Source organism: Streptomyces sp. NPDC111656, assembly GCF_055656965.1.
The window spans coordinates 419,321-439,764 of sequence record NZ_JBVKCA010000008.1 but is presented as its reverse complement, the minus strand read 5'-3'; the positions used below and the strand labels follow the sequence as shown (position 1 = coordinate 439,764).

Sequence of the window (20,444 nt, the reverse complement as noted above, 5' to 3'; positions counted from 1 at the left end):
ACAGCCGCGACCGGTTCCAGCGGTTCGAGCAGGGGCCCGACTGGAGCGTGCTCTATGCCGAGTTGCCCCTGATGGTCCTCGGCGGGACGGCCGCCGCGCTGGGACTCTGGGCCCTGGGACTCCGGGCCCTCGGCCGACGGGTCAGAGCACGACGCTTAGCCCCTCGAGCCCGCGGATCACGAAGTTCGGCTTGCGCTCCGGCTCCGCGGCGAGGGCGAGCGTCGGTGCCTTCTCCAGCAGAGCGCCCAGGGACGCGGCCAGTTCGAGGCGGGCCAGCGGGGCGCCGATGCAGTAGTGAATGCCGGCGCTGAAGGAGATGTGGGGGTTGTCGGCGCGGGAGAGATCCAGACTCTCCGGGGACGCGAAGACCTTCGGGTCGTGGTTGGCGGAACCAAAGAGCAGGGCGATCTCCGCGCCCCGGGGAACGGTCGTGCCGTCGATCTCGATGTCGTCCAGAACCCACCGTTCGAAGAGCTGGAGCGGGGTGTCGTAGCGCATCAGCTCCTCCACCGCCGTGGGGATCAGCGAACGGTCGCCGCGCAGGGCCGCCAACTGGTCGGGGTTGCGGAACAGCGCCCACCACCCGTTCACCGTGGCGTTCACCGTCGCCTCGTGGCCCGCGTTCAGCAGCAGGACACAGGTGGAGATCATCTCCTGTTCGGTCAGGCGGTCCCCCTCGTCGTGCGCGGCGATGAGGCCCGAGATCAGGTCGTCGCCCGGCTCCTCGCGGCGCGCGGCGATCAGCTCCCGGAGGTACTCGGTGAACTCCACCGACGCCCGGACCGCCTTCTCCGCCGTCTTCTCGGAGGGGTTCAGCTCGTACATCCCGCAGATGTCCGCCGACCACGGCCTGAGCGGCGCCCGGTCCGCCTCCGGGATGCCCAGCATCTCGGCGATCACGGCCACCGGGAGCGGCTCGGCGACATCGGTGAGCAGATCCCCGCCGCCGGCCGCCACCAGGCCCGCGACCAGCTCGTTCGCCAGCCGGTCCACATACGGCCTGAGCCGCTCGACCGTGCGCGGTGTGAACGCCTTGGAGACCAGCCGTCGGATCCGCGTGTGGTCCGGCGGCTCCAGGTCCAGCATTCCGTGGTCGTTGAGGACGTGGAACGGCTCGTGCTCGGGCGGCGGGGCCGTCCGCCCGAAGTCCTCGTGCGTGTAACGGTGCTGGTAGGTCCGGCCCAGGCGCCGCTCCCGCAGCAGCGCCGACACGTCCGCGTGGTGCGGGACCAGCCACTGGTCGGTGGGCTCGTAGTAGTGCACCCGGCCGCGCTCACGCAGCTCCGCGTACGCGGGGTACGGGTTCGCCACGAACTCCGGGTTCCAGGGATCGAAGGCCGACGGTGTCCGCGGAGACTGCGAGGACTGCGGGGTGTGCGAGGCTGCCATGGGCGGACGCTAGCCCGACTCGGCCCCGCTGAACAGGGGTGTCCCGGCGGCCGAGCCGTCGGCGGGGACCCCCGTACCCCGCCATCGGCCCGGCCACCGCGCCCCCCGGTCAGGGGTCACCTGGGTCACCTGGGTCACCTGGGTCACCTGGGTCACCTGGGGATGATCAGCCGCGCCTCGTACGCGAACACCGCCGCCTGTGTGCGGTCCCGCAGGCCCAGCTTCACCAGGATCCGGCTCACATGGGTCTTGATCGTGGACTCGGCGACGAACAGCTGCGAAGCGATCTCCGCGTTCGACAGACCCTGGGCGATCAGGACCAGCACCTCCGTCTCCCGCTCGGTCAGCTCGCCGTAGGCCGCCTGGGCCGTGGCCGAGAGCCGCGGAGCGTCCGAGAGCTTGGAGAACTCGGTGATCAGCCGCTTGGTCACGGACGGGGCGAGCAACGCCTCACCGGCCGCCACCACCCGCACCCCGTCGGCGAGTTGACGCGCCGAGGCGTCCTTGAGCAGAAAGCCCGAGGCTCCCGCGCGCAGCGCCTGGTACACGTACTCGTCGAGGTCGAAGGTGGTCAGCACCAGCACCTTCGCGGCGCTGTCCGCGGCGACGATCTCCCGGGTCGCCTCGATGCCGTTCATCTCCGGCATGCGGATGTCCATCAGCACGACGTCCGGCCCGAGCTCACGGACCCGCTCGACCGCGTCCCGGCCGTTGACCGCCTCGCCGACCACCTCGATGTCCGGCATCGCGCCGAGCAGCACCGAGAAGCCCTCGCGGACCATCACCTGGTCGTCGGCTATCAGGACGCGGATGGTGCCGTTCGTCATCCGGACTCCTCCGCCGCCCGTAGCGGCACCGGCAGGAAGACCGTCACCTCGTAGCCCCCGTCGTCCGTCTCGCCCGTCGTCATCTCACCGTCCAGCATCGTGACCCGCTCGCGCATCCCGGTGATGCCGTGCCCCGCGCCGTGGGTGGACTTCACCAGGGTCGTGGTCTGCGCGGGGCCGTTGACTATGCGCAGGCCGAGCCCGCCGAGAACGTAGCCGATCTCGACGCGGGCCGTCGCGCCCGGCGCGTGTCGCAGGGTGTTGCTCAGCGCCTCCTGGACTATGCGGTACGCCGACAGCTCCACGCCCTGCGGGAGTTCGCGCACCGCGCCCGTGACCGTCTTCTCCACGCTCAGGCCCGCCTCCCGCACATTGGCGAGGAGCGCGCCGAGGTCGGCGAGGGTGGGCTGCGGGGCGTCCGGAGCCTCGTAGTCCGCGGCCCGTACGACACCGAGGACGCGGCGCAGCTCGGTGAGCGCCGCCACCGCGTTCTCGCGGATCGTGACGAAGGCCTGCTCCAGCTCGGGCGGTGGGTTCTCCACCCGGTAGGGCGCGGCCTCCGCCTGGATGGCGACCACCGACATGTGGTGGGCGACCACGTCGTGCAGCTCGCGGGCGATCGTGGTGCGCTCCTCCAGGAGGGTGCGCTTGGAGCGCTCCTGCGCCGTCTCCGTCTGGTGGGCGGTCACCTCCTGCTCGGCCGCGCGGCGTACGTGCAGGACGGTGACGACCAGGAGGGCGAGGGCGGAGAGGAACAGCAGCGGAGCCGCGTTGCCCCCCATGTGCCCGGCGCCGAAGAGGGACTCGGACATGAATCCGTACCACGCGGTCAGCACCCACATCCAGGCGGCGGTGCGCGGCCGCGTCCGCAGCGCCACGACCGTCAGCACCACCAGGTGGGTGATGAAGGCACCCTCCGACCAGGGCCATTCGCCCCAACTGCCGCTGAACACGGCCGCGACCGGTGTCGCCGCCATGGAGAACCAGAATGCTCCGACCGGCCGGACGAGCGTCAGCAGGACCGGGAGCAGCGCGAGGAGGCTGGGCACCAGACTCTCGATGCCGGGGCCGCCTTGGTTCGCGGTGCTCGCGACGGACATCGCGAGCAGCCCGCACGCCGTGATCACGGCGTGCGGAGTCCAGGCCGCGTACTCCCTGACGCGCTCGGGGAGGCGTCGGGCGAGCGGACCGTCCACCCGCATCCGCGGCAGGGGGCGGTAGGCGAAGGCGTCGTGGAACAGGTCCTGCCGCAGCCCGCGCAGGGCGTCCGCGGCCAGCCGGAACTCCGGGCTGCGGGGCTTGGCCCCGCCCGGCGGCTTCATCTGCGTCTGGGTCGTCTCGGTCACGTTCAAAACGGTAGGCCGCCTGCCGGGTCGCGGTCGTCACCAGTGAGAAGGGTCCTGCGGGATCCGTCTCAGGTACTACGGGTATCCCCAGGGTGTCCCCCAGGAGGGATCCGGGAGGGATCCGGGAGGGATCCGGGAGGGATCCGGGAGGGATCCGGGAGGGATCCGGGAGGGATCCGGGAGGGATCCGGGAGGGATCCGGGAGGGGACACCCGGGGGACGGGGTGGGCGCGCGAGTGCGCGGGCTCAGTAGCCGGACGGGCGCACGAGGCCCGACTCGTAGGCGAAGACCGCGGCCTGGGTGCGGTCGCGCAGGCCCAGCTTCACCAGGATGCGGCCCACATGGGTCTTCACGGTCTGCTCGGCGACGACCAGGCGCTCGGCGATCTCCGCGTTCGACAGGCCCTGCGCGATGAGGGCCAGCACCTCCGTCTCCCGCTCGGTCAGCTCGCCCACGCGCTGCTTGAGCGGGGCACGGGGTGTGGAGTCCAGGCGGGAGAACTCGGCGATGAGACGGCGGGTGATCCCGGGGGCGAGCAGCGCGTCGCCCGCCGCCACCACCCGTACCGCCTCGGCCAGCTGGTCGGCGGACGCGTCCTTGAGCAGAAACCCGGAGGCGCCGGCCCGCAGCGCCTCGTACACGTACTCGTCGAGGTCGAAGGTGGTGAGCACCAGCACCTTGATGTGCGGGGTCTCGCCGGTGATGCGTCTGGTCGCGTCGATGCCGCCGAGCTCGGGCATGCGGATGTCCATCAGCACGACGTCCGGGGCGAGTTCGGCGACCTTGGCGATCGCGTCCAGGCCGTCGACCGCCTGGCCGACCACCTCGATGTCGGGCTGGGTGTTGAGCAGCACGGTGAAACCCTGGCGGACCATCTGCTGGTCATCGGCGATCAGTACGCGGATGGTGCTGCTCGTCATCGGCTCTCGTCTCCTGTGCGGCCTGAACGATCGACGTCGGTGAAAGGGGGAGGGGAAAGGTCGGTGGAAGGGGCATCGCCCGTGACCGCGCCGTCGCGGGGCAGGAAGGCCGCCACCACGAACCCGCCGTGCGCGGTCTCGGAGGTCACGAGGGTGCCGCCCAGCATCGCGGCGCGCTCCCTCATACCGAGCAGCCCGTGCCCCGCGCCCGGGGACGGCGGAGCGGGACGCTCGGGCCTGGAGTTGATCACCCGCACCTGAAGCCCCCGCGGGAAGTGCCACAGCTCGACGCGGACCGCCGAACCGGGCGCGTGCCGCAGGGCGTTGCTCAGCGCCTCCTGGATGATCCGGTACGCCGACAGCTCCACGCCGGGCGGCAGTGGGAGCTGCTCGCCGGTGATCTCCGTGGTGACCTGGAGACCGGCGGCGCGGGTGTTCTCGACGAGGGCGTCGAGGCGGTCGAGCGTGGGCTGCGGGGAGTTGGGGGCCGCACCGGTGCCGGCACCGAGGCCGTACGGGTCCTCGAGGTTCTCGGAGCGCAGCACGCCGAGGACGCGGCGCAGCTCGGTGAGCGCCTCCAGGGCGTTCTGCCGGATGCCCTCGAGGTTCTCCTTCAGTTCGTCGGAGGGGTTCTCGACCAGGTGCGGGGCGACCTGGGCCTGGATGGAGATCACCGACATGTGGTGGGCGACCACGTCGTGCAGCTCGCGCGCGATCCGGCTGCGCTCCTCGAGGAGGGTGCGGCGGGCGCGCTCCTCCTCGGTCTGCGAGGCCTGTGCGACGAGCTGGGTGCGGGCCTCGCGGCGGCCGCGCAGGGCGATGCCGAGGAGGACCACCGCGGCGAAGACGACGACTGCGAGCAACCCTGTCGGGTGGTACAGCTGTCCGCCGATCAGACCCTGCATGACGTACGTCAGCAGGGCGGTCACGGACAGCGCGCCGATGGCCACCCGTGCGGGCAGCCGCAGGGCGAGGAGGAAGAGCACGAAGGCGTGCGCGATCAGCGCGGACATACTCCACGGCCAGTCGGGGCCCGGGGCTGGGAAGTCCACGGGGATGTCCATCATGTGCGGCTTGGCCGCGGCCGCGGCCGATACCGCGGCGCCGAGCGAGAGCCACCAGGCCGGCACCGGCCGCCACAGAGCCAGGACGACCGCCACCCCCTGCGAGGCACCCGTCACCACACCCAGCGGGAAGCCGATTCGGTAGGTGTCGTTCATCTGAGCTACCTCAGCGAGCCCGAGGGCGAGGGCGATCCAGCACAGCACGACGTGTGGCAGCCGACGCAGCCATCGGGGCCGGGACAGCGGCGGCAGCGGGGCGGCCGACGGTGAGGTGAGGTCGGCGAGGACCTCACGCAGGAGGCTGCGTGTGCGGTCGGTGTACGAGTCCCCGGACTCGGCGCTGGTCACCCGGTCAACCCTAGGCACGGCGGGCCGTTCGCGACCCCGCCGGACCACCACGACGGTGGACGCGGACGACCCGGGAGGGACGGCCGGACCGGCGGCGCGGACCCTGCTCGTAGGAGTGAAAGGCGACCCAGCAGACGCCGAGCGCGAAGGCGAAGACCGGAAGCCAGGCGAGGCGGGCAGCCACCCAGCCCGAACCGTCGGGAACCAGGTGCAGACCGGGCAGCCTTCCCACCAGCAGACCCACGGCGGTGACCGCCATCATCGACGTCTGGTGCCAGAGGAATATCGTCATCGCCGACAGATTGACCAGGGCCACCACAGCCCACGCCAGGGGCCGCCGCAACCACCGGCGCAACGGCTCACGCAGCAGAAGAGCGAGGCCGCACTGGGCCACGCCGAAGGTCACCGCGGCCAGCGTCGGCGGGTTCAGGTTCGAGACCGCCGCGCCCGGGACGCCGACCATCGACGCCGGGTAGCCGGCCCACGTCACCAGCACCGCGGTCGCCGCCGCGCCGCACAGGAGCAGCACCCAGCCCGCACGCCGTCGGTCCAACTCGCCGCGCGTCCAGGCCGCGCCCAGTGTGTACGGGACCATCCAGCCCGCCGCCACGTTCACCCAGCCGAGCCAGGACGGGCCGCCCAGTCCGAAGCGCATCAGGTCCACATGGAGAACGACGGCCAGCGGCCACAGCGGGTTGAGCCGGGTGAGCAGGGGCGTGGCGGCCGTCAGTCCCGCGAAGACCAGGAGGAACCACAGCGGGGACAGGGCGAGTTTGACGAGGGTGTGGACCGTGCCGACTCCCGTGCCCGACGCGAGCAGGCCGACGGTGGCCACCGTCCAGAGGGTCAGTACCGCGGCCACGGGTTTGAAGAGCCGCGTGAGGCGGGCGCGCAGCCACCGTCCGTACGTCGTGCCGCGCGCCCGCGCCGACGCGTAGCTCTTCGTCGCCACATGGCCGCCGACCAGGAAGAACACCGCGAGCGTCTGGAAGACCCAGGAGATGGGTGCCAGCCACGGCATGTGCTGCAACGGGCTCGCCGTGTGCAGCGCGCCGCCGTCCGCGACCAGGGCCGTCACCAGCCAGTGGCCCAGGACCACGCCGAGGATCGCGAAGGCGCGCAGGGCGTCGACCGCGCGGTCCCGCTCCGCGGGGGTGGCGGCGTCGATACGGCGGGCGCCGTCTCCCATGGCGTGGGTGACGGTGCGCAGGGCGGCCGTGCGCGTGATGGTGGAGGGGCGTATGGAAGTGGAGGGGTGCATGGGGGTGGCGGGGGGTGTGCGTCGCTTCGGTGCGGTCTGTGGGGTCGTTCGGCGGGTGGCTGCCTCTTCATGAACCGTCGACTCACGCACGGGTTACCTCCGAGGTGTCTCCGAGGACGATCCGGGCGAGGTTGTCCAAGGACACGGAGCCCGGTTTGAAGTAGTCGCTGTGGCCGCCGGTGCCCGCCGCGAAGACGTGGGCGCCGAAGGCCGGGGACACCGGGTCGGCGCCGAGGCCGACGGTGGAGCCGAAGAGATCGGCGTGGACGTGCGGCACGTTCACGATCCAGTCGTCGGCGCCTCGGGCCGCCCAGATCCGGGCGGAGGTGCGCAGTGCCGACACGGAGTCCGCGCCGGTGCCCGGGCTGCCGACGAGGGCGATGTCGTCCACGTCCAGCCCGCGTGCCGCGCGGCCGCAGACGACCGTGCCGTACGAGTGGCACAGCAGGGAGACGTGCGCCTTCTCGCCGACGACGCCCCGCAGTTCGCGTATGAACCGCTTCAGCGGCGGGGCCGCGTCCTCGGCGCGACCGGTCGTCAGGACCGTGGTGCTGACCGTGCCCGGTGTCTCGTAGCCGAGCCAGGCGATGACCGCCGTACGCGGACGTGAGCTGGATCCGTGGGTTCCGTGGCGATGGTCGAGGCTGTTGAGGTGGTCCTGGAGGGCCCCCGCTCCTGCTCGGAAGCGGCCGTAGGTCTCCAAGGTCGTGTCGGAACCCGGGACCAGGACCGCGACGCGGTCGGCGTGGGCGAGGTCGCCGAGGACCTCGACGGCCAGGCCCTGGCCGCGGCCGTCGAAGGTGAGGAAGTGGCGGGAGGGGGCGGCCATGGCGTGGTCCGCGGCGGCGCGGGTGCGGTCGCCGTGGGCGGCGGCCATGCGGGACGCCTCCGCGGCGTTCGCCCGGTTCGCCGTGTACGCCTTGTCCAGCGTCGCCGGCGTCGGCGGGGCGAGGGCGGCGGGGGCCGGGGCGGGGATCCGCGGGCGGGCCGCGGCGGAGACGGGGACGACCACGGCGGCCGTGACCAGGGCGGCGAGCAGGGTGCGGCTCAGGCGTCGGAGGAATCGGGCGCGGGGGGTGGGGGGTGGCTCGGGTGGCTGAGGTGGACCGGGCCGCTCAAGAGCCGGATCAGGTGGTGTTGTTCGGGCGGCTTTCGCCCTTCCCGCCGCGGGCGGCTTCCCCCGGAGCTCCATGGCGTCCTTCCCATCCGGTCCACCCGCTCATCGGGCGCCTCTGGATGGGAAGTTACGGATCGTGAGGTGTCGTTCGCGTCCCGCCAGGGAGCTCACCTTGGAGGTAGCTCTCAGGTACTACGGGTATGACCGGGGGACGCTACCAAGCCAGTTGGGCGATCTCCTCGGCCACCACCGCGCACGCGTCCGCCGCCGGGTCGATCAGCGGGAAGTGGCCCACGCCCTCCAGGAGCGTCAGGCCGACCACCTCGCCCGCCTTCGCCGCCGCCTCCGCGTACGACTCGGCGACCGCCTCCGGGACGATGACGTCGGTGCGGCCCTGCACGAGGGTCGTGGCGATGCCGGTGGGGAGCAGGAACGCCGGGTCGGCGTACGGCTGCCGCTCCGCGAACCTGGCCTCGCCGCCGAGGAGTTGGCGGGAGGCGCCGGAGCAGACGTTCAGCTTCTCGGCGACCGTGAAATCCGCGATCGGAGCGAGGGCCACGACACCGCGCAGCGGGGCGGGGCGGTCGATGCGCCAAGGAGCGTCGGCGGGCAGGACATGGCGCGCGGCGGCCCACAGGGCGAGGTGGCCGCCGGCCGAGTGGCCGGTGATCACCGTACGGCGGAGGTCCGCCCTCGGCAGGTGCTCGCGGGCGAGCGCCGGCAGCGCGTCGAGTGCGGCCGCGATGTCGTCGAAGGTGTCCGGCCAGCGGCCCGCGACCGGGCCCTCGCCGCCCTGCGCGGGGATCGCGGCGCCCCGGCGGTACTCCACGTTGGCCACGGCGAAGCCCCGGCGGGCCAGGAAGTCCGCGAACGGGGTGATGTGGCGACGGTCGTACGGGGCGCGCCAGGCGCCGCCGTGCAGGACGATCACCAGCGGGGCGGGGACCTCGGGGTCGGGTTCGCGCGGGGTGTAGAAGTCGATCAGCTGGTCGGGATGGTCGCCGTACGTGGCGGTGACGTCGGGGTCGACCGACGGGTGGGAGAAGGCCGAGGCCTCCTCGGCGGCGTCCCGTGCTGCGGCGTCGTCCGGCATGCTCCAACCTCTCAGCGGTGAAACGGATTTGGCGGACCAGGAGTGAATTCGGCCGTTGGCGGGGACGGTATCAGGCCCGTGACGTGCGTCTACACCCGGATGTCACGCTCGGTGAGGGGTAAACGGATCTGATGTTTCGTTACGCTGGGTGGGGTTACTTGAACGGCATTGCTAAGGAGTCCGTCATGTCCGCCGAGTCCGGCACCGTGGGTCGTGGCGAGCCTGACACCGTGGGTTCTGGTGAACCCGGCACCGTACCCGGCACCGTACGTCCTGGTGGGCGTACCGCCCGGGTTCGTGCGGCCGTGTTGCGTGCCGCGGGGGATGTACTCGCCGAGGAGGGGTTCGCGCATCTCGATCTCGCCGATGTGGCGCGGCGGGCGGAGGTCGGGAAGACGACGGTGTACCGGCGGTGGGGGTCGGTGACGGGGCTCATCGCCGATCTGCTGAGTGACATGGCGGAGCAGTCGTCGCCGCGTACGGAGACCGGGTCCGTACTCGGTGATCTGCGGGCCAACGCCGCGTTGGTGCGGCGGACGCTGGCCGATCCTCGGCAGGGGGCGTTGTTTCGGGCCGTCATCGCCGCGGCGACGTGTGATGTGCGTACGGCGGAGGCGTTGCGACGGTTCTACGACGTGCGGGTGAGTGAGTGGGTGCCGTGTGTCGAGGACGGGGTGGCTCGGGGGGAGTTGCCCGTGGGGACCGATGCGGCGATGGTCGTGCGGGCGGTGTCAGCGCCGCTGTATTACTCGTTGCTGACGGTTGGGGTGGTGCCGGACGAGGGGGCCGCCGTGCGGGCGGCGGAGGGGGCGTTTGCTGCGGCGGTGGCGGGGGTGTACGTCGTTGGGGAGTGAACCGGCGTGGGGGTCGGCCGGGGGTTGATCGCCCCCGCCGCCCCGACCCTCCCCCAAGCTCTCGGCTTCGCTCGAGCAGGGGGACCTCCATCATCCCCAGGAGCTCCGCCCCTTCAACCCCACCGGGGGCTGCCGCCCCCGAACCCCCGCATCGGCCTGAACGGCCTCGTCCTCAAGCGTCGGACGGGCTGGAGGTGCGGGCCGGGCCGGGGTGGGTGGGGTGGGGTGCGGCCTCGTCCCTCGAACACCGCACGGCCCGAGGCTTTTGGGGGCGCGGGGAACTGCGCGATCTGCCCCCACCGGCCCGCACCCGAACGACTGCGGCCGGGCGGGGATCCGGGGCGCAGCCCCGGCCCCAGGGGCGCGGGGAACTGCGCGATCAGCCCCCACCCAGCCGCGGGCGGACAAAGCGCCGGGCTACACCCCCTACCTCACCCTCCGCTCAGCGTCTCCCCCAGCACCCGCGCCGCCCGTTCCACGTCCCCGAAGCCCACGTACAGGGGGGTGAAGCCGAAGCGGAGGACGTCGGGGTGGCGGAAGTCGCCCACGACGCCCCGTTCGATCAGGCGCTTCATCACCTCGCCCGCGTCCGCGCAGCGCAGGGCGACCTGGCTGCCGCGTTCGGCGTGGTGGGAGGGGGTCAGGGACTCGACGCGCCCCCGGGGGACGTACGCCTCGACGCATTCCAGGAAGAAGTCGGTCAGGGCAAGGGACTTGGTGCGGACGGAGTCGATCGAGACGCCCTCCCACACCTCCAGCGCGGCCTCCAGGGCCAGCATGGAGAGGATGTCCGGGGTGCCGACGCGGCCCCGCAGGGCGCCCGGGGCCGGTTCGTAGGCGGGGCTCATGCCGAAGGGATCGGCATGGGAGTTCCAGCCGGGGAGCGGGGAGTCGAAGCGGGGCTGGAGGGAGGAACGGACGTAGAGGTACGCGGGGGAGCCCGGGCCTCCGTTCAGGTACTTGTATGTGCAGCCGACGGCCAGGTCGACCCCGTGGGCGTCGAGGTCCACCGGCAGTGCCCCGGCGCTGTGGCACAGGTCCCAGACCGCCAGGGCGCCCGCGTCATGGATCGCGGACGTGAGGGCCGGGAGGTCGTGCAGACGGCCGGTGCGGTAGTCGACGTGGTTCAGCAACACCGCCGCCGTGCGGGGGCCCACCGCCGACGGGATGTCCGCAGGTTCCAGGGGGCGCAGTTCGCAGCCGGTGAGGCGGGCCGCGGACGCCGCGATGTAGCCGTCCGTCGGGAACGTCGTCGCGTCGACGATGATCTCGTCACGCCCGTCGGAGGTCAGGGCGGCCAGGCGGACCGCTCCCACCAGGGCCTTGAAGACGTTCACGCTCGTGGAGTCGCCCACCACGATCTGGCCGGGGGCCGCTCCGACCAGCGGCGCGATGCGGTCGCCGATCCGCTCCGGCGCCGTCCACCAGCCGCTCTCCTCCCAGGAGCGGATGCGCATTTCGCCCCACTGGCGGCGCACGACGTCGTCGACCCGGCCGGGGACCGACGCCGGGAGCGCGCCGAGTGAGTTCCCGTCGAGGTACACCACGTCGTCCAGGACGAACTGCGCGCGCAGTTTGGCGAGTTCGTCGGAGGCGTCCAGCTCGGCGGCCCTGACACCCAGCTCAGAACGCAGTTCGGACCGCAGTTCAGACCGCTCAGACATGAGACCTCGCCGTCCACAGCTCGGGGAACACGTTCTTCTGCGCCCGCTTCTCCAGCCAGGCCACCCCGGCGGAGCCGCCCGTGCCCGTCTTCGCGCCCATCGCGCGGCGCGTCGCGACAAGGTGGTCGTTGCGCCATCGCCACACCAGTTCGGCGACGTCCGTCAACGCCTCACCCAGGCGGGCGAGTTCGTCGTGCTCGTCGCCCGCGTACAGGGCCGTCCACACCGCCTCCACCTCCGGCGAGGACTCGTAGCGCCGGGACACGTCCCGGACCAGCACGGACGTGGGGACCGCGTGGCCGCGGCGCGCCAGCAGCCTCAGGACCTCGTCGTAGAGGCTCGGTTCGTGCAGTGCCTTCTCCAGTTCCGCGTGCACGCGCGGCGCGCCCCGGTGCGGGACCAGCATGGACGCGGACTTCTCGCCGAGCAGGAACTCCATCCGGCGATACATCGCGGACTGGAAGCCGGAGCCCTCGCCGAGGGCCGAGCGGTACGAGTTGAACTGGGCGGGGGTGAGCTGGGCGAGGGGCCGCCAGGAGGCGTTCAGCGCCTCCAGCTCCCGTACGGACCGCTTCAGCGCGGCCACCGCGACCGGCACCCGGTCCTCGCGGAGCGCGTTCGCCGCGGTCTCCCACTCGTGGACGATGACCGTGAACCACAGCTCCATGACCTGGGTGGTGACCAGGAAGACCATCTCTCCGGGGTCGTCGGAGAGGGTGTGCTGGAGGTGGGTCAGAACGTCCGCCTGGACGTAGTCCTCGTACGGGGTCGTTCCTTGGAAGTCGAGATGCGGGGTCTCGGGCTCCTGAGCCTCGACGGGCCGAGCCTGCTGGGACGACATCGCTGTCTCCTGATGCGTACTCCGGGTAGCGGTCCGCCCCTGCCGTTTTCGACACGGGGGCCCCGGTCCCCACCGGGCATCCTCCACAATCGTCACCCGAAACCGCAAGGTCCGCCCGGTCACATCGACCAGGCGGACCCGTACGACCTGCGAGTACACCGGGATGGCTACACGACGGCTACACGACGGGTACACCCTGGGAGGGCTCGGCCACCCCGGGGCAGACTCAGCCCAGCGTCTGCGCCGCCGTCGGCGAGGAGTCCTTCAGGAACTGGCTGCAGCGCTCGTACTCCTCCTGCTCGCCGATCGTCTGCGCGGCGCGGGCGAGGGCGTGCAGGGCGCGCAGGAAACCGCGGTTCGGCTCGTGCTCCCAGGGCACCGGGCCGTGGCCCTTCCAGCCGCCCCGGCGCAGGGAGTCCAGGCCGCGGTGGTAGCCCGTACGGGCGTAGGCGTACGACTCGACGACACTGCCTCGCTCGAACGCGTCGTCGGCCAGCTGGGCCCAGGCGAGCGAGGAGGTGGGGTACTTGGCGGCGACATCCGCGGGCGGCGTGCCGTTCGCGAGGAGCTCGCGCGGCTCCGGGTCGTCGGGGAGGTGAGTCGGGGGCGGGCCCCCGAGGAGGTTCTCGTGAATCGTCATACGTTCCAGTCTGCGGCACCCTCCGGGGGTTGTGCCGTACGGGGTACCCGGCGCCCGGACAGCCGCCCCGGAGCCACTGCGGGCGGCCCCGCCTCCCGGTCTCACCGGGGCGGGGACGGGCGCGGGCGCGCGGGCTCCAGGGGCGGGGCCGTCACACAGCCGTGCGTACGGCACTGAGGGCGCCGGCAGTCGGGGGCCGGGCGGCGCACGATCGTGAAGGCCAGCACCGCCCCCACGACCAGCACCCCGGCGCACAGGGGCATCGCACGCCGGAAGGCGGCGTTGAAGGCGTCCGCCGAGCGGTACGCCTCCGGGCCCATCCCGGTCAGCAGGGGCAGCGCGGCCACCGCGATCAGTCCGGCCGCGCGGGCCGCCGCGTTGTTGATCCCGCTGGCCAGGCCCGCCCGCCCGGCGTCCACGGAGGCGAGGACGGTCGCGGTCAGGGGCGCGACCAGGGTCACCATGCCCGCGCCCATCACCACCAGCGCGGGAAGCACATCGCCGAGGTACGAGGCGTGCGGGCCCACCCGCAGCATGAGCAGCATGCCCGTCGCGCACAGCAGCGGGCCGACGGTGAGCGGGATGCGCGGGCCGATGCGCTGGGCGAGCTCGCCGGAGCGGGCGGAGAAGAGCAGCATCAGGACGGTCGTCGGCAGCAGTGCCGTACCGGCGCCCAGGGCCGAGTAGCCCGCCACGACCTGGAGCTGGAGCGCGGTCAGGAAGAAGAAGCCGCCGAAGGCCGCGTACACGCACAGCGTGACGAGGTTGACGGCCGTGAACTGCCGCGACGAGAAGATGTCCGGCGGCATCATCGGGTCGGGTCGGCGCCGCTCGACGTACACGAAGGCCACGCCGGCCGCCACGCCCGCGACCGCCGACACCCAGACCAGTACGGAACCGCTCGTGGCCTCGATCAGGGCGTACGTCACCAGGGCGAGCGCCAGGGCGCCGAGGACGGCGCCGAGGACGTCGAAGCCCCGGCCGTGCGCACGTCCGTCGGACGACTCGGGGACGTGGCGCACGGCGATGGGGGCGCAGATCAGCGCCACCGGAACGTTGAGCAGGAAGACCCAGCGCCAGCCGGGACCGTCCACCAGCCAGCCGCCCAGGAACGGGCCGACCGCCGCGCCGACGCCGCCGAAGCCCGACCACAGGCCGACGGCCCTGGCCCGGTCGTCCGGGTGGAAGGACGCCTGGATGATCGCGAGCGAACCGGGGGTGAGCAGGGCTCCGCCGATGCCCTGCAGGGCGCGGGCCGCGATCAGCACGCCCCCGGTCGGCGCGAGGCCGCACAGCAGCGAGGCGGAGGCGAACCACACCACACCGAGGACGAAGATCTTGCGCCGTCCGAAGCGGTCGCCGAGTGACCCGCCGAGCAGGATCAGGCCCGCGAGGGTCAGCATGTACGCGTTCACGGTCCACTGGAGTGCCGCGAGGCCCGTGCCCAGGTCACGGCCGATCGTGGGCAGCGCGACGTTGACGACCGTCGAGTCCAGCATGGCCATGCTGGAGCCGAGGACGGTGGTCAGCAGGATCCACTTGCCGGTGGGACTGGAGATCCGCACACCGGGACCCGGTCCCGCTCCCTCACCCGATGTCTTCTCCAGAGGCGCAGCCATACTTCGGAGCATACGGAAGGGCCCGGCACCGTGGGCGGTGCCGAGCCCTTTCTCGTACGGTCCGAACCAGGGGAACCCGGATACCGACCGGGGAAACCCGGGGAAACTACTTGAGCTTGTTGCCCGCGGAGCGCAGCATCTCGCACGCCTCGGTCACACGGCCCGCCATGCCCGCCTCGGCGAGCTTGCCCCAGGTGCGCGGGTCGTAGGTCTTCTTGGAGCCGACCTCGCCGTCGACCTTCAGGACACCGTCGTAGTTCTTGAACATGTGGTCCGCGACGGGACGCGTGAAGGCGTACTGGGTGTCGGTGTCGAGGTTCATCTTCACGACGCCGTTCTCCAGCGCGGTGGCGATCTCCTCGGCCGTGGAGCCGGAGCCGCCGTGGAAGACGAAGTCGAACGGGGACGGCTTGCCGTACTTGGCGGCGACGCCGTCGTTCAGCTCCTTCAGGAGGTCGGGGCGCAGGACGACGTTGCCCGGCTTGTAGACGCCGTGCACGTTGCCGAAGGACGCTGCCAGCAGGTAGCGGCCCTTCTCACCCAGGCCGAGCGCCTCGGCGGTGCGCAGCGCGTCGTCGACGGTGGTGTAGAGGGAGTCGTTGATCTCGTGGCTGACGCCGTCCTCCTCACCGCCGGTCGGGGTGATCTCGACCTCGAGGATGATCCTCGCGGCGGCGGCCTTGGCGAGCAGCTCCTGGGCGATGGCCAGGTTGTCGGCGAGGGTCTCGGCGGAGCCGTCCCACATGTGCGACTGGAACAGCGGGTTCTCGCCCTTGGCGACGCGCTCGGCGGAGATGTCGAGGAGCGGACGGACGTACGTGTCCAGCTTGTCCTTGGGACAGTGGTCCGTGTGCAGCGCGACGGTGATGTCGTACTTGGCGGCGACGATGTGCGCGAACTCGGCGAGCGCGACGGCGCCGGTCACCATGTCCTTCTTGTGCTGGCCGCCGAGGAACTCCGCACCACCGGTGGACATCTGGATGATGCCGTCGCTCTCCGCCTCCGCGAAGCCGCGCAGTGCAGCGTGCAGCGTCTGGGAGGAGGTCACGTTGATGGCCGGGTAGGCGAACTTGCCTGCCTTCGCCCGGTCGAGCATCTCGTTGTAGACCTCGGGGGTTGCGATGGGCATCTGTCCGCTCCTTGTATGTGCGGGTCTGCGTACCGCTGCTGCGGCACGACGGGACTGGTGCTTACGGCCCTGACCTAGGGGGGCGACGTCATCGTCGTCCCCATCTTTCCAGACTTGACCGGATGCTCCAGACACCCTGTCCGGGATACGGGACCCCGTGTTCCGCGGGGTCCCGTGCCGGGAGTCCTAGTCCAGGCCCAACTCGTCCTTGGAGTAGGCGAAGAGGTACGGCACTCCGGCGCCGGCCTCGATCTTCTCGGCGGCACCGGTCGCGCGGTCGACGATGGTCGCCACGCCGACGACCTCGGCGCCGGCCTCGCGCACCGCCTCCACGGCGGCGAGCGGGGAGCCGCCGGTGGTCGAGGTGTCCTCGACCACGAGCACGCGCCGACCCCGGATCTCCGGGCCCTCGACGCGGCGCTGCAGGCCGTGCGCCTTGGCGGCCTTGCGGACGACGAAGGCGTCGAGTCGCTTCCCGCGGGCCGCGGCGGCGTGCAGCATGGCCGCGGCGACGGGGTCGGCGCCCATGGTGAGGCCGCCCACCGCGTCGAAGTCCAGCTCGTCGGTCAGGTCGAGGAGGACCTGCCCGACGAGCGGCGCGGCCTCGCCGTCCAGCGTGATCCGGCGCAGGTCCACGTAATAGTCGGCTTCCAGACCCGACGAAAGGGTCACCTTGCCGTGCACCACGGCCTTGTCCTTGATCTGCTGCAGCAGCGCGCCGCGTACGTCACTCATGTCCGCCAGCTTAGAGGCGCCGCCAGCTCCAGGTCATGGTCGCCTCGAGGGGGTCGATGGGGGTGACCAGGCGCGGGTGGGTGTTCAGCCCGTTGGGCGGGCCGGTCTGCGGCTCGACGCAGACGGCGGCCTCCTGCTCGTCGTACACCACCACCCACTCCTCCCTGCTGGCGACCTTCAGCTCCAGCTGCCCCGGCCAGGTGAGCGTGACGTCGACGCCGTCGGGCATGCCGAAGCAGTCGTCCCAGGGGCTGGGCTTCGGCTCGATGCGGTGGCCGGTGGGCAGGTGGTCCGCGCCGCGTTCCTCCTGCCAGGCCGGGGTGAAGTCGACCTGGACGTCTTCTTCACCGAGGTTCCTGTTGAACCACGGGTGCCAGCCGACCTGGGCGGGGAACGAGTCCTCGTACGTCTCCACGGACATGGTGACCGTGAAGGCGTCCTCGGTCAGGGTGAAGAGCTGGGTGACGCGGCCGGGGTGGGGCCAGGGAGCCACGAGGTCGTACGTGATCACGGCCTCGGACTTGCCGGCGCGGGCGGTGCGCCAGGCGCCGTCCCGGGCGGTGCCGTGGATGGCGTGCGGTGGGGCGTTGAGCGGCATCTGCTGGATGGTGGCGCCGTCCAGGAAGCGGCCGTCGCGGATTCTTCCGCACCACGGGACCATCGGGAAACAGCCGAACTTCTGGCCCTGGCGCAGTAGTTCGGCGTCGCCGATTCGTAGACTTCCGATCCGTCCGCCGTTGCCGGGTGTGACGGTCACTTCCGCGTCGCCCGCGGTCAGCGTGATGTCTTCGTTACTCACGGAGTTGACCCTACTGGGCCGGATTCTTTGTTCGCCCCCGCCGCCCCTACCCGTCCCATCCCAAACCCGGGGGCTCCGCCCCCGGGTCCCCCGGGTGGGGTTGTCGACCACGGGACGGTAGGGGCCGGTCGCGCAGTTCCCCGCGCCCCTGGCGGGGCTCGGTCAGCGGCGTTTGCGCAGGGCTCGGGTGACGGCGATGGCCGAGGCCAGGGCGACGGCCGCGGCGGGGGCCGCCCAGCGGAGCGTGGCGCGGGCGTCGGCGGTCTCCGGCGCCGGGACGGGGGCGTAGCGGCCACGCGGCGGGGCGTGGTCCACCTCCTCCGCGCTGCGGCCGATCATCGTCCGCCGCGCATGCGCCGCCTCGGCCACGGCATCCTCCCTGTTCACACGGCTCGGGGCGGGCGGGGCCTGTTCCTCCTCCTCGAAGAGGGCGGAGGACTCGGCCTCCGGGGCGGGCTCGACCTCCGCTTCCGGCTCCGGCTTCTCCGGCTCAGTCTCCCGCTCCGGCTCGCGTTCCGGCTCCCGTTCCGTCGCGCCCTGTGGCGTCTCCGGCGCCTCCGCCAAGTTCTCGACGAACCGGTTCAGCAGGCGGTCCGTGGTCGCGGAGACCGCGTCCGGGGGGAGATCCGCCACGCGGCCGTCCGCGGTGGTGGTTCCGGTGATGGTGACGGTCGTGCCGCCGTCGGAGGGGGTGAGAGTGAGGGCGAGGGCGAGTTTCACGGTGCCGGGGCCGCGCGCCTCGGCGGCGTCGCCCTCGACGGCGTACGAACCGTCGTCCCGGGCGGTGACCCGGACCGTCCCCCGGTAGGTGATGGTGTGGCCGCCGACGCGGACTTTCAGGCGCCCGGAGACGGGCGGCGTCCCGGCGTCCTGCTGGAGTCCGGGGACCGCCCGGGCCACTCGTACGGGATCGGCCAGCGCCTCCCTCAGCCGTTCGGCCTGAACCGGAACGAACACCTCATGCTCCATGTCGGCCGAGCCTACCCAGGACGGCCCGCACCGCACCCTCGTATCCGGGGATTCGTCCGTCCGCCGTCTCAGTCGGCGTAGCGCGGATGGACCAGTGTGGAGGGCGCCAGGCCGGTTACGCGGGTACGCCAGGCGGCGTAAGCGTCGGCGGTGAGGGACGGCTGTGTGAGCGTACGCAGGCGCGGTCCGTGCGGGGCGAGGCGCAGGGGCGTGCCCGCGACGGAGGCGAGGATGAAGCCCCAGTCGCGGGGAGCGCTCGACGCGCCCGCCGTGCGGTCGGGGCCGGCCGCGAAACCGGAGTCCCGGCCGCCGACGCAGTAGGGGGCGGTGCGCAGACCGGCCGCCCGGAGTGTGGACTCGACCGTCCAGAAGACGCGGGGGCGGGAGGAGACGGGGCCCGCGTGGACGGCCAGGCGGCCACCGGGAGCGAGGACGCGGCGCGTCAGGCCGTAGAACTCCTGCGAGTACAGCTTGGTGCTCGCCGTGATCCCGGGGTCGGGCAGATCCGAGATGACCACGTCGTACGTCGACGTGGCCCCGCGCAGCCAGCCGAACGCGTCGGCGGTGAACACGCGCACGCGTCGGTCGTCGAACGCGTGCGCGTTGAGCGCCGACAGGGCCGGGTCGGTGCGCGCCAACCGCAGCACCCCCGGGTCGAGTTCGATCACGTCGACGCGGCGCACGCCCGGGTCGCGCAGTACCTCGCGGGTGGCGAGTCCGTCGCCGCCGCCGAGGACGAGCACGCGCGCGTGGGGGCCGTTCATCGCGGGGTGGACCAGCGCCTCGTGGTAGCGGTGCTCGTCGCGGCCGCTGACCCGCAGGCGCCCGTCGAGGAAGAGGTCGAGCGGGCGGCCGTGCGTGCCCCCGGTGAGCACGACCTCCTGGACACCGGTCTGCAGGGCGACCCGTACGTCCTTGCCGTAGACGGCGCGCCGGGCCGCGCGTTCGAAGTCGCCGACATGGGCGGCGGCCGCGGCGAGCAGGGCGAGGACCAGGACGTTGGCGATGAGCAGGAACCAGCGTCCGCGCCGGCTCAAGTCCCGGCGGAACAGGCCCAGTACGAGGGCTCCGCCGGCCAGCGCGTTCACGGTTCCGGTGAGCAGCGCGCCCTCCAGTTGCCCGAGGAGGGGGAGCAGGAGGAAGGGGAAGGCGAGGCCGCCGACGAGGGCGCCGACGTAGTCCGCCGCGAAGAGGTCCGCCACCGCACCGCCCGGGTCCTGGCGACGGATGCGCTGTATCAGCTCCATGAGGAGGGGGACTTCGGCGCCGATGAGGAGACCGATGGCGAGGGAGAAGGCCGCCAGGAGGTAGCGCGAGCCGCTCGTCCACACTCCGCCCCAGTCGCCGGTCCACGCGAACACCGCGTACAGGGCCATCGCGCTGCAGCCGCCGATCAGGGCGAGCGCCGCCTCGACCGCACCGAAGCCGGCCGCGGCGCGGGGGCGCAGACGTTTCGCGGCGAGGGAGCCGATGCCCATGGCGAAGACCATCACGGAGAGGACCACGGAGGCCTGGGTGACCGAGTCGCCGATCAGGTACGAGGCGAGGGCGACGAGTTCGAGTTCGTACACGAGTCCACAGGCCGCACAGACGAACACGCCCGCGAGGACCAGGAACCGCCCGATGCCCGGGCGGACGGGCAGCCGCGCCTGGCCCTGGACGCCCCAGGGCGGCGGCGCGCCGGGGGGAGCAGGCGCGTGCGGTTCGATCACGCGTGGAACGCTACGTCACGCCACCACGACGCTTCGTCACCCACACGTGTGGAAGTGTCGTCCCGATGTGTGGCGTCCGGCGCTGATGACGGGTTCGTCGGCGGCCGAAGCGGCGG

19 protein-coding genes are annotated in these 20,444 nt (G+C 72.2%); 1 reads left to right on the top strand and 18 read right to left on the bottom strand.

Annotation, left to right across the window (positions count from 1 at the left end; translation table 11 throughout):
• Positions 1-141 precede the first annotated feature (141 nt).
• The 9 genes from ACZ7M3_RS25785 to ACZ7M3_RS25745 all read right to left on the bottom strand — a co-directional run bounded on the left by ACZ7M3_RS25785 (position 142) and on the right by ACZ7M3_RS25745 (position 9,366).
• Positions 142-1,389 (bottom strand): cytochrome P450, encoded by a 1,248-nt coding sequence (locus tag ACZ7M3_RS25785; RefSeq protein WP_472065878.1) that lies wholly within the window; start codon positions 1,387-1,389, stop codon positions 142-144.
• A gap of 9 nt (positions 1,390-1,398) precedes the next feature.
• Entirely contained in the window at positions 1,399-1,545 is a 147-nt protein-coding gene (locus ACZ7M3_RS25780; RefSeq protein ID WP_472065876.1) for a hypothetical protein, read from the bottom strand.
• Positions 1,542-2,216, bottom strand: coding sequence for a response regulator (locus tag ACZ7M3_RS25775; RefSeq protein ID WP_095853451.1), 675 nt, complete (start codon positions 2,214-2,216; stop codon positions 1,542-1,544). Before ACZ7M3_RS25775 ends, ACZ7M3_RS25780 begins: the two co-directional genes overlap by 4 nt.
• Entirely contained in the window at positions 2,213-3,562 is a 1,350-nt protein-coding gene (locus tag ACZ7M3_RS25770; RefSeq protein WP_472065874.1) for a sensor histidine kinase, read from the bottom strand. Before ACZ7M3_RS25770 ends, ACZ7M3_RS25775 begins: the two co-directional genes overlap by 4 nt.
• A gap of 246 nt (positions 3,563-3,808) precedes the next feature.
• On the bottom strand, positions 3,809-4,483 hold the full coding sequence (locus ACZ7M3_RS25765; RefSeq protein WP_054231356.1) for a response regulator: 675 nt from the start codon (positions 4,481-4,483) through the stop codon (positions 3,809-3,811).
• Positions 4,480-5,895 (bottom strand): sensor histidine kinase, encoded by a 1,416-nt coding sequence (locus tag ACZ7M3_RS25760; protein WP_472065872.1) that lies wholly within the window; start codon positions 5,893-5,895, stop codon positions 4,480-4,482. The genes ACZ7M3_RS25765 and ACZ7M3_RS25760 overlap by 4 nt, the downstream gene beginning before the upstream one ends.
• Positions 5,896-5,905: 10 nt before the next feature.
• Positions 5,906-7,084, bottom strand: a complete 1,179-nt coding sequence (locus tag ACZ7M3_RS25755; protein WP_472065940.1) for an acyltransferase family protein — start codon at positions 7,082-7,084, stop codon at positions 5,906-5,908.
• Positions 7,085-7,238: 154 nt separating this feature from the next.
• A complete protein-coding gene (locus ACZ7M3_RS25750) occupies positions 7,239-8,348 on the bottom strand; it encodes an alpha/beta hydrolase (RefSeq protein ID WP_472065870.1) in 1,110 nt (369 codons plus the stop codon).
• A 139-nt stretch (positions 8,349-8,487) separates the two neighbouring features.
• On the bottom strand, positions 8,488-9,366 hold the full coding sequence (locus tag ACZ7M3_RS25745) for an alpha/beta hydrolase (RefSeq protein ID WP_472065868.1): 879 nt from the start codon (positions 9,364-9,366) through the stop codon (positions 8,488-8,490).
• Positions 9,367-9,551: 185 nt separating this feature from the next.
• Between ACZ7M3_RS25745 and ACZ7M3_RS25740 the strand changes: the two genes are divergently transcribed.
• Entirely contained in the window at positions 9,552-10,220 is a 669-nt protein-coding gene (locus ACZ7M3_RS25740) for a TetR/AcrR family transcriptional regulator (protein WP_472065866.1), read from the top strand.
• Between the two features lie 431 nt (positions 10,221-10,651).
• Here the strand turns inward: ACZ7M3_RS25740 and kynU are convergent, their stop codons facing one another.
• From kynU to ACZ7M3_RS25695, 9 genes are all read right to left on the bottom strand, one after another.
• On the bottom strand, positions 10,652-11,884 hold the full coding sequence (gene kynU / locus ACZ7M3_RS25735; RefSeq protein ID WP_472065864.1) for a kynureninase: 1,233 nt from the start codon (positions 11,882-11,884) through the stop codon (positions 10,652-10,654).
• Positions 11,877-12,725 (bottom strand): tryptophan 2,3-dioxygenase family protein, encoded by an 849-nt coding sequence (locus ACZ7M3_RS25730; protein WP_351295065.1) that lies wholly within the window; start codon positions 12,723-12,725, stop codon positions 11,877-11,879. Before ACZ7M3_RS25730 ends, kynU begins: the two co-directional genes overlap by 8 nt.
• 226 nt (positions 12,726-12,951) lie before the next feature.
• On the bottom strand, positions 12,952-13,365 hold the full coding sequence (locus ACZ7M3_RS25725) for a DUF3151 domain-containing protein (RefSeq protein ID WP_472065862.1): 414 nt from the start codon (positions 13,363-13,365) through the stop codon (positions 12,952-12,954).
• Between the two features lie 101 nt (positions 13,366-13,466).
• On the bottom strand, positions 13,467-14,984 hold the full coding sequence (locus ACZ7M3_RS25720; protein WP_472065860.1) for an MFS transporter: 1,518 nt from the start codon (positions 14,982-14,984) through the stop codon (positions 13,467-13,469).
• Between the two features lie 106 nt (positions 14,985-15,090).
• Positions 15,091-16,113, bottom strand: coding sequence for a class II fructose-bisphosphate aldolase (gene fbaA, locus ACZ7M3_RS25715; RefSeq protein ID WP_472065858.1), 1,023 nt, complete (start codon positions 16,111-16,113; stop codon positions 15,091-15,093).
• 186 nt (positions 16,114-16,299) lie between these two features.
• Positions 16,300-16,848: an orotate phosphoribosyltransferase gene (pyrE, locus tag ACZ7M3_RS25710; protein WP_095853461.1), complete on the bottom strand. Its 549-nt coding sequence runs from the start codon at positions 16,846-16,848 to the stop codon at positions 16,300-16,302.
• 10 nt (positions 16,849-16,858) lie between these two features.
• Positions 16,859-17,647: an aldose epimerase family protein gene (locus tag ACZ7M3_RS25705; protein WP_472065856.1), complete on the bottom strand. Its 789-nt coding sequence runs from the start codon at positions 17,645-17,647 to the stop codon at positions 16,859-16,861.
• A gap of 162 nt (positions 17,648-17,809) precedes the next feature.
• Positions 17,810-18,616: an SRPBCC domain-containing protein gene (locus ACZ7M3_RS25700; RefSeq protein ID WP_472065854.1), complete on the bottom strand. Its 807-nt coding sequence runs from the start codon at positions 18,614-18,616 to the stop codon at positions 17,810-17,812.
• A 68-nt stretch (positions 18,617-18,684) separates the two neighbouring features.
• A complete protein-coding gene (locus ACZ7M3_RS25695) occupies positions 18,685-20,328 on the bottom strand; it encodes a polyamine aminopropyltransferase (RefSeq protein WP_472065852.1) in 1,644 nt (547 codons plus the stop codon).
• Between the last annotated feature and the right edge of the window lie 116 nt (positions 20,329-20,444).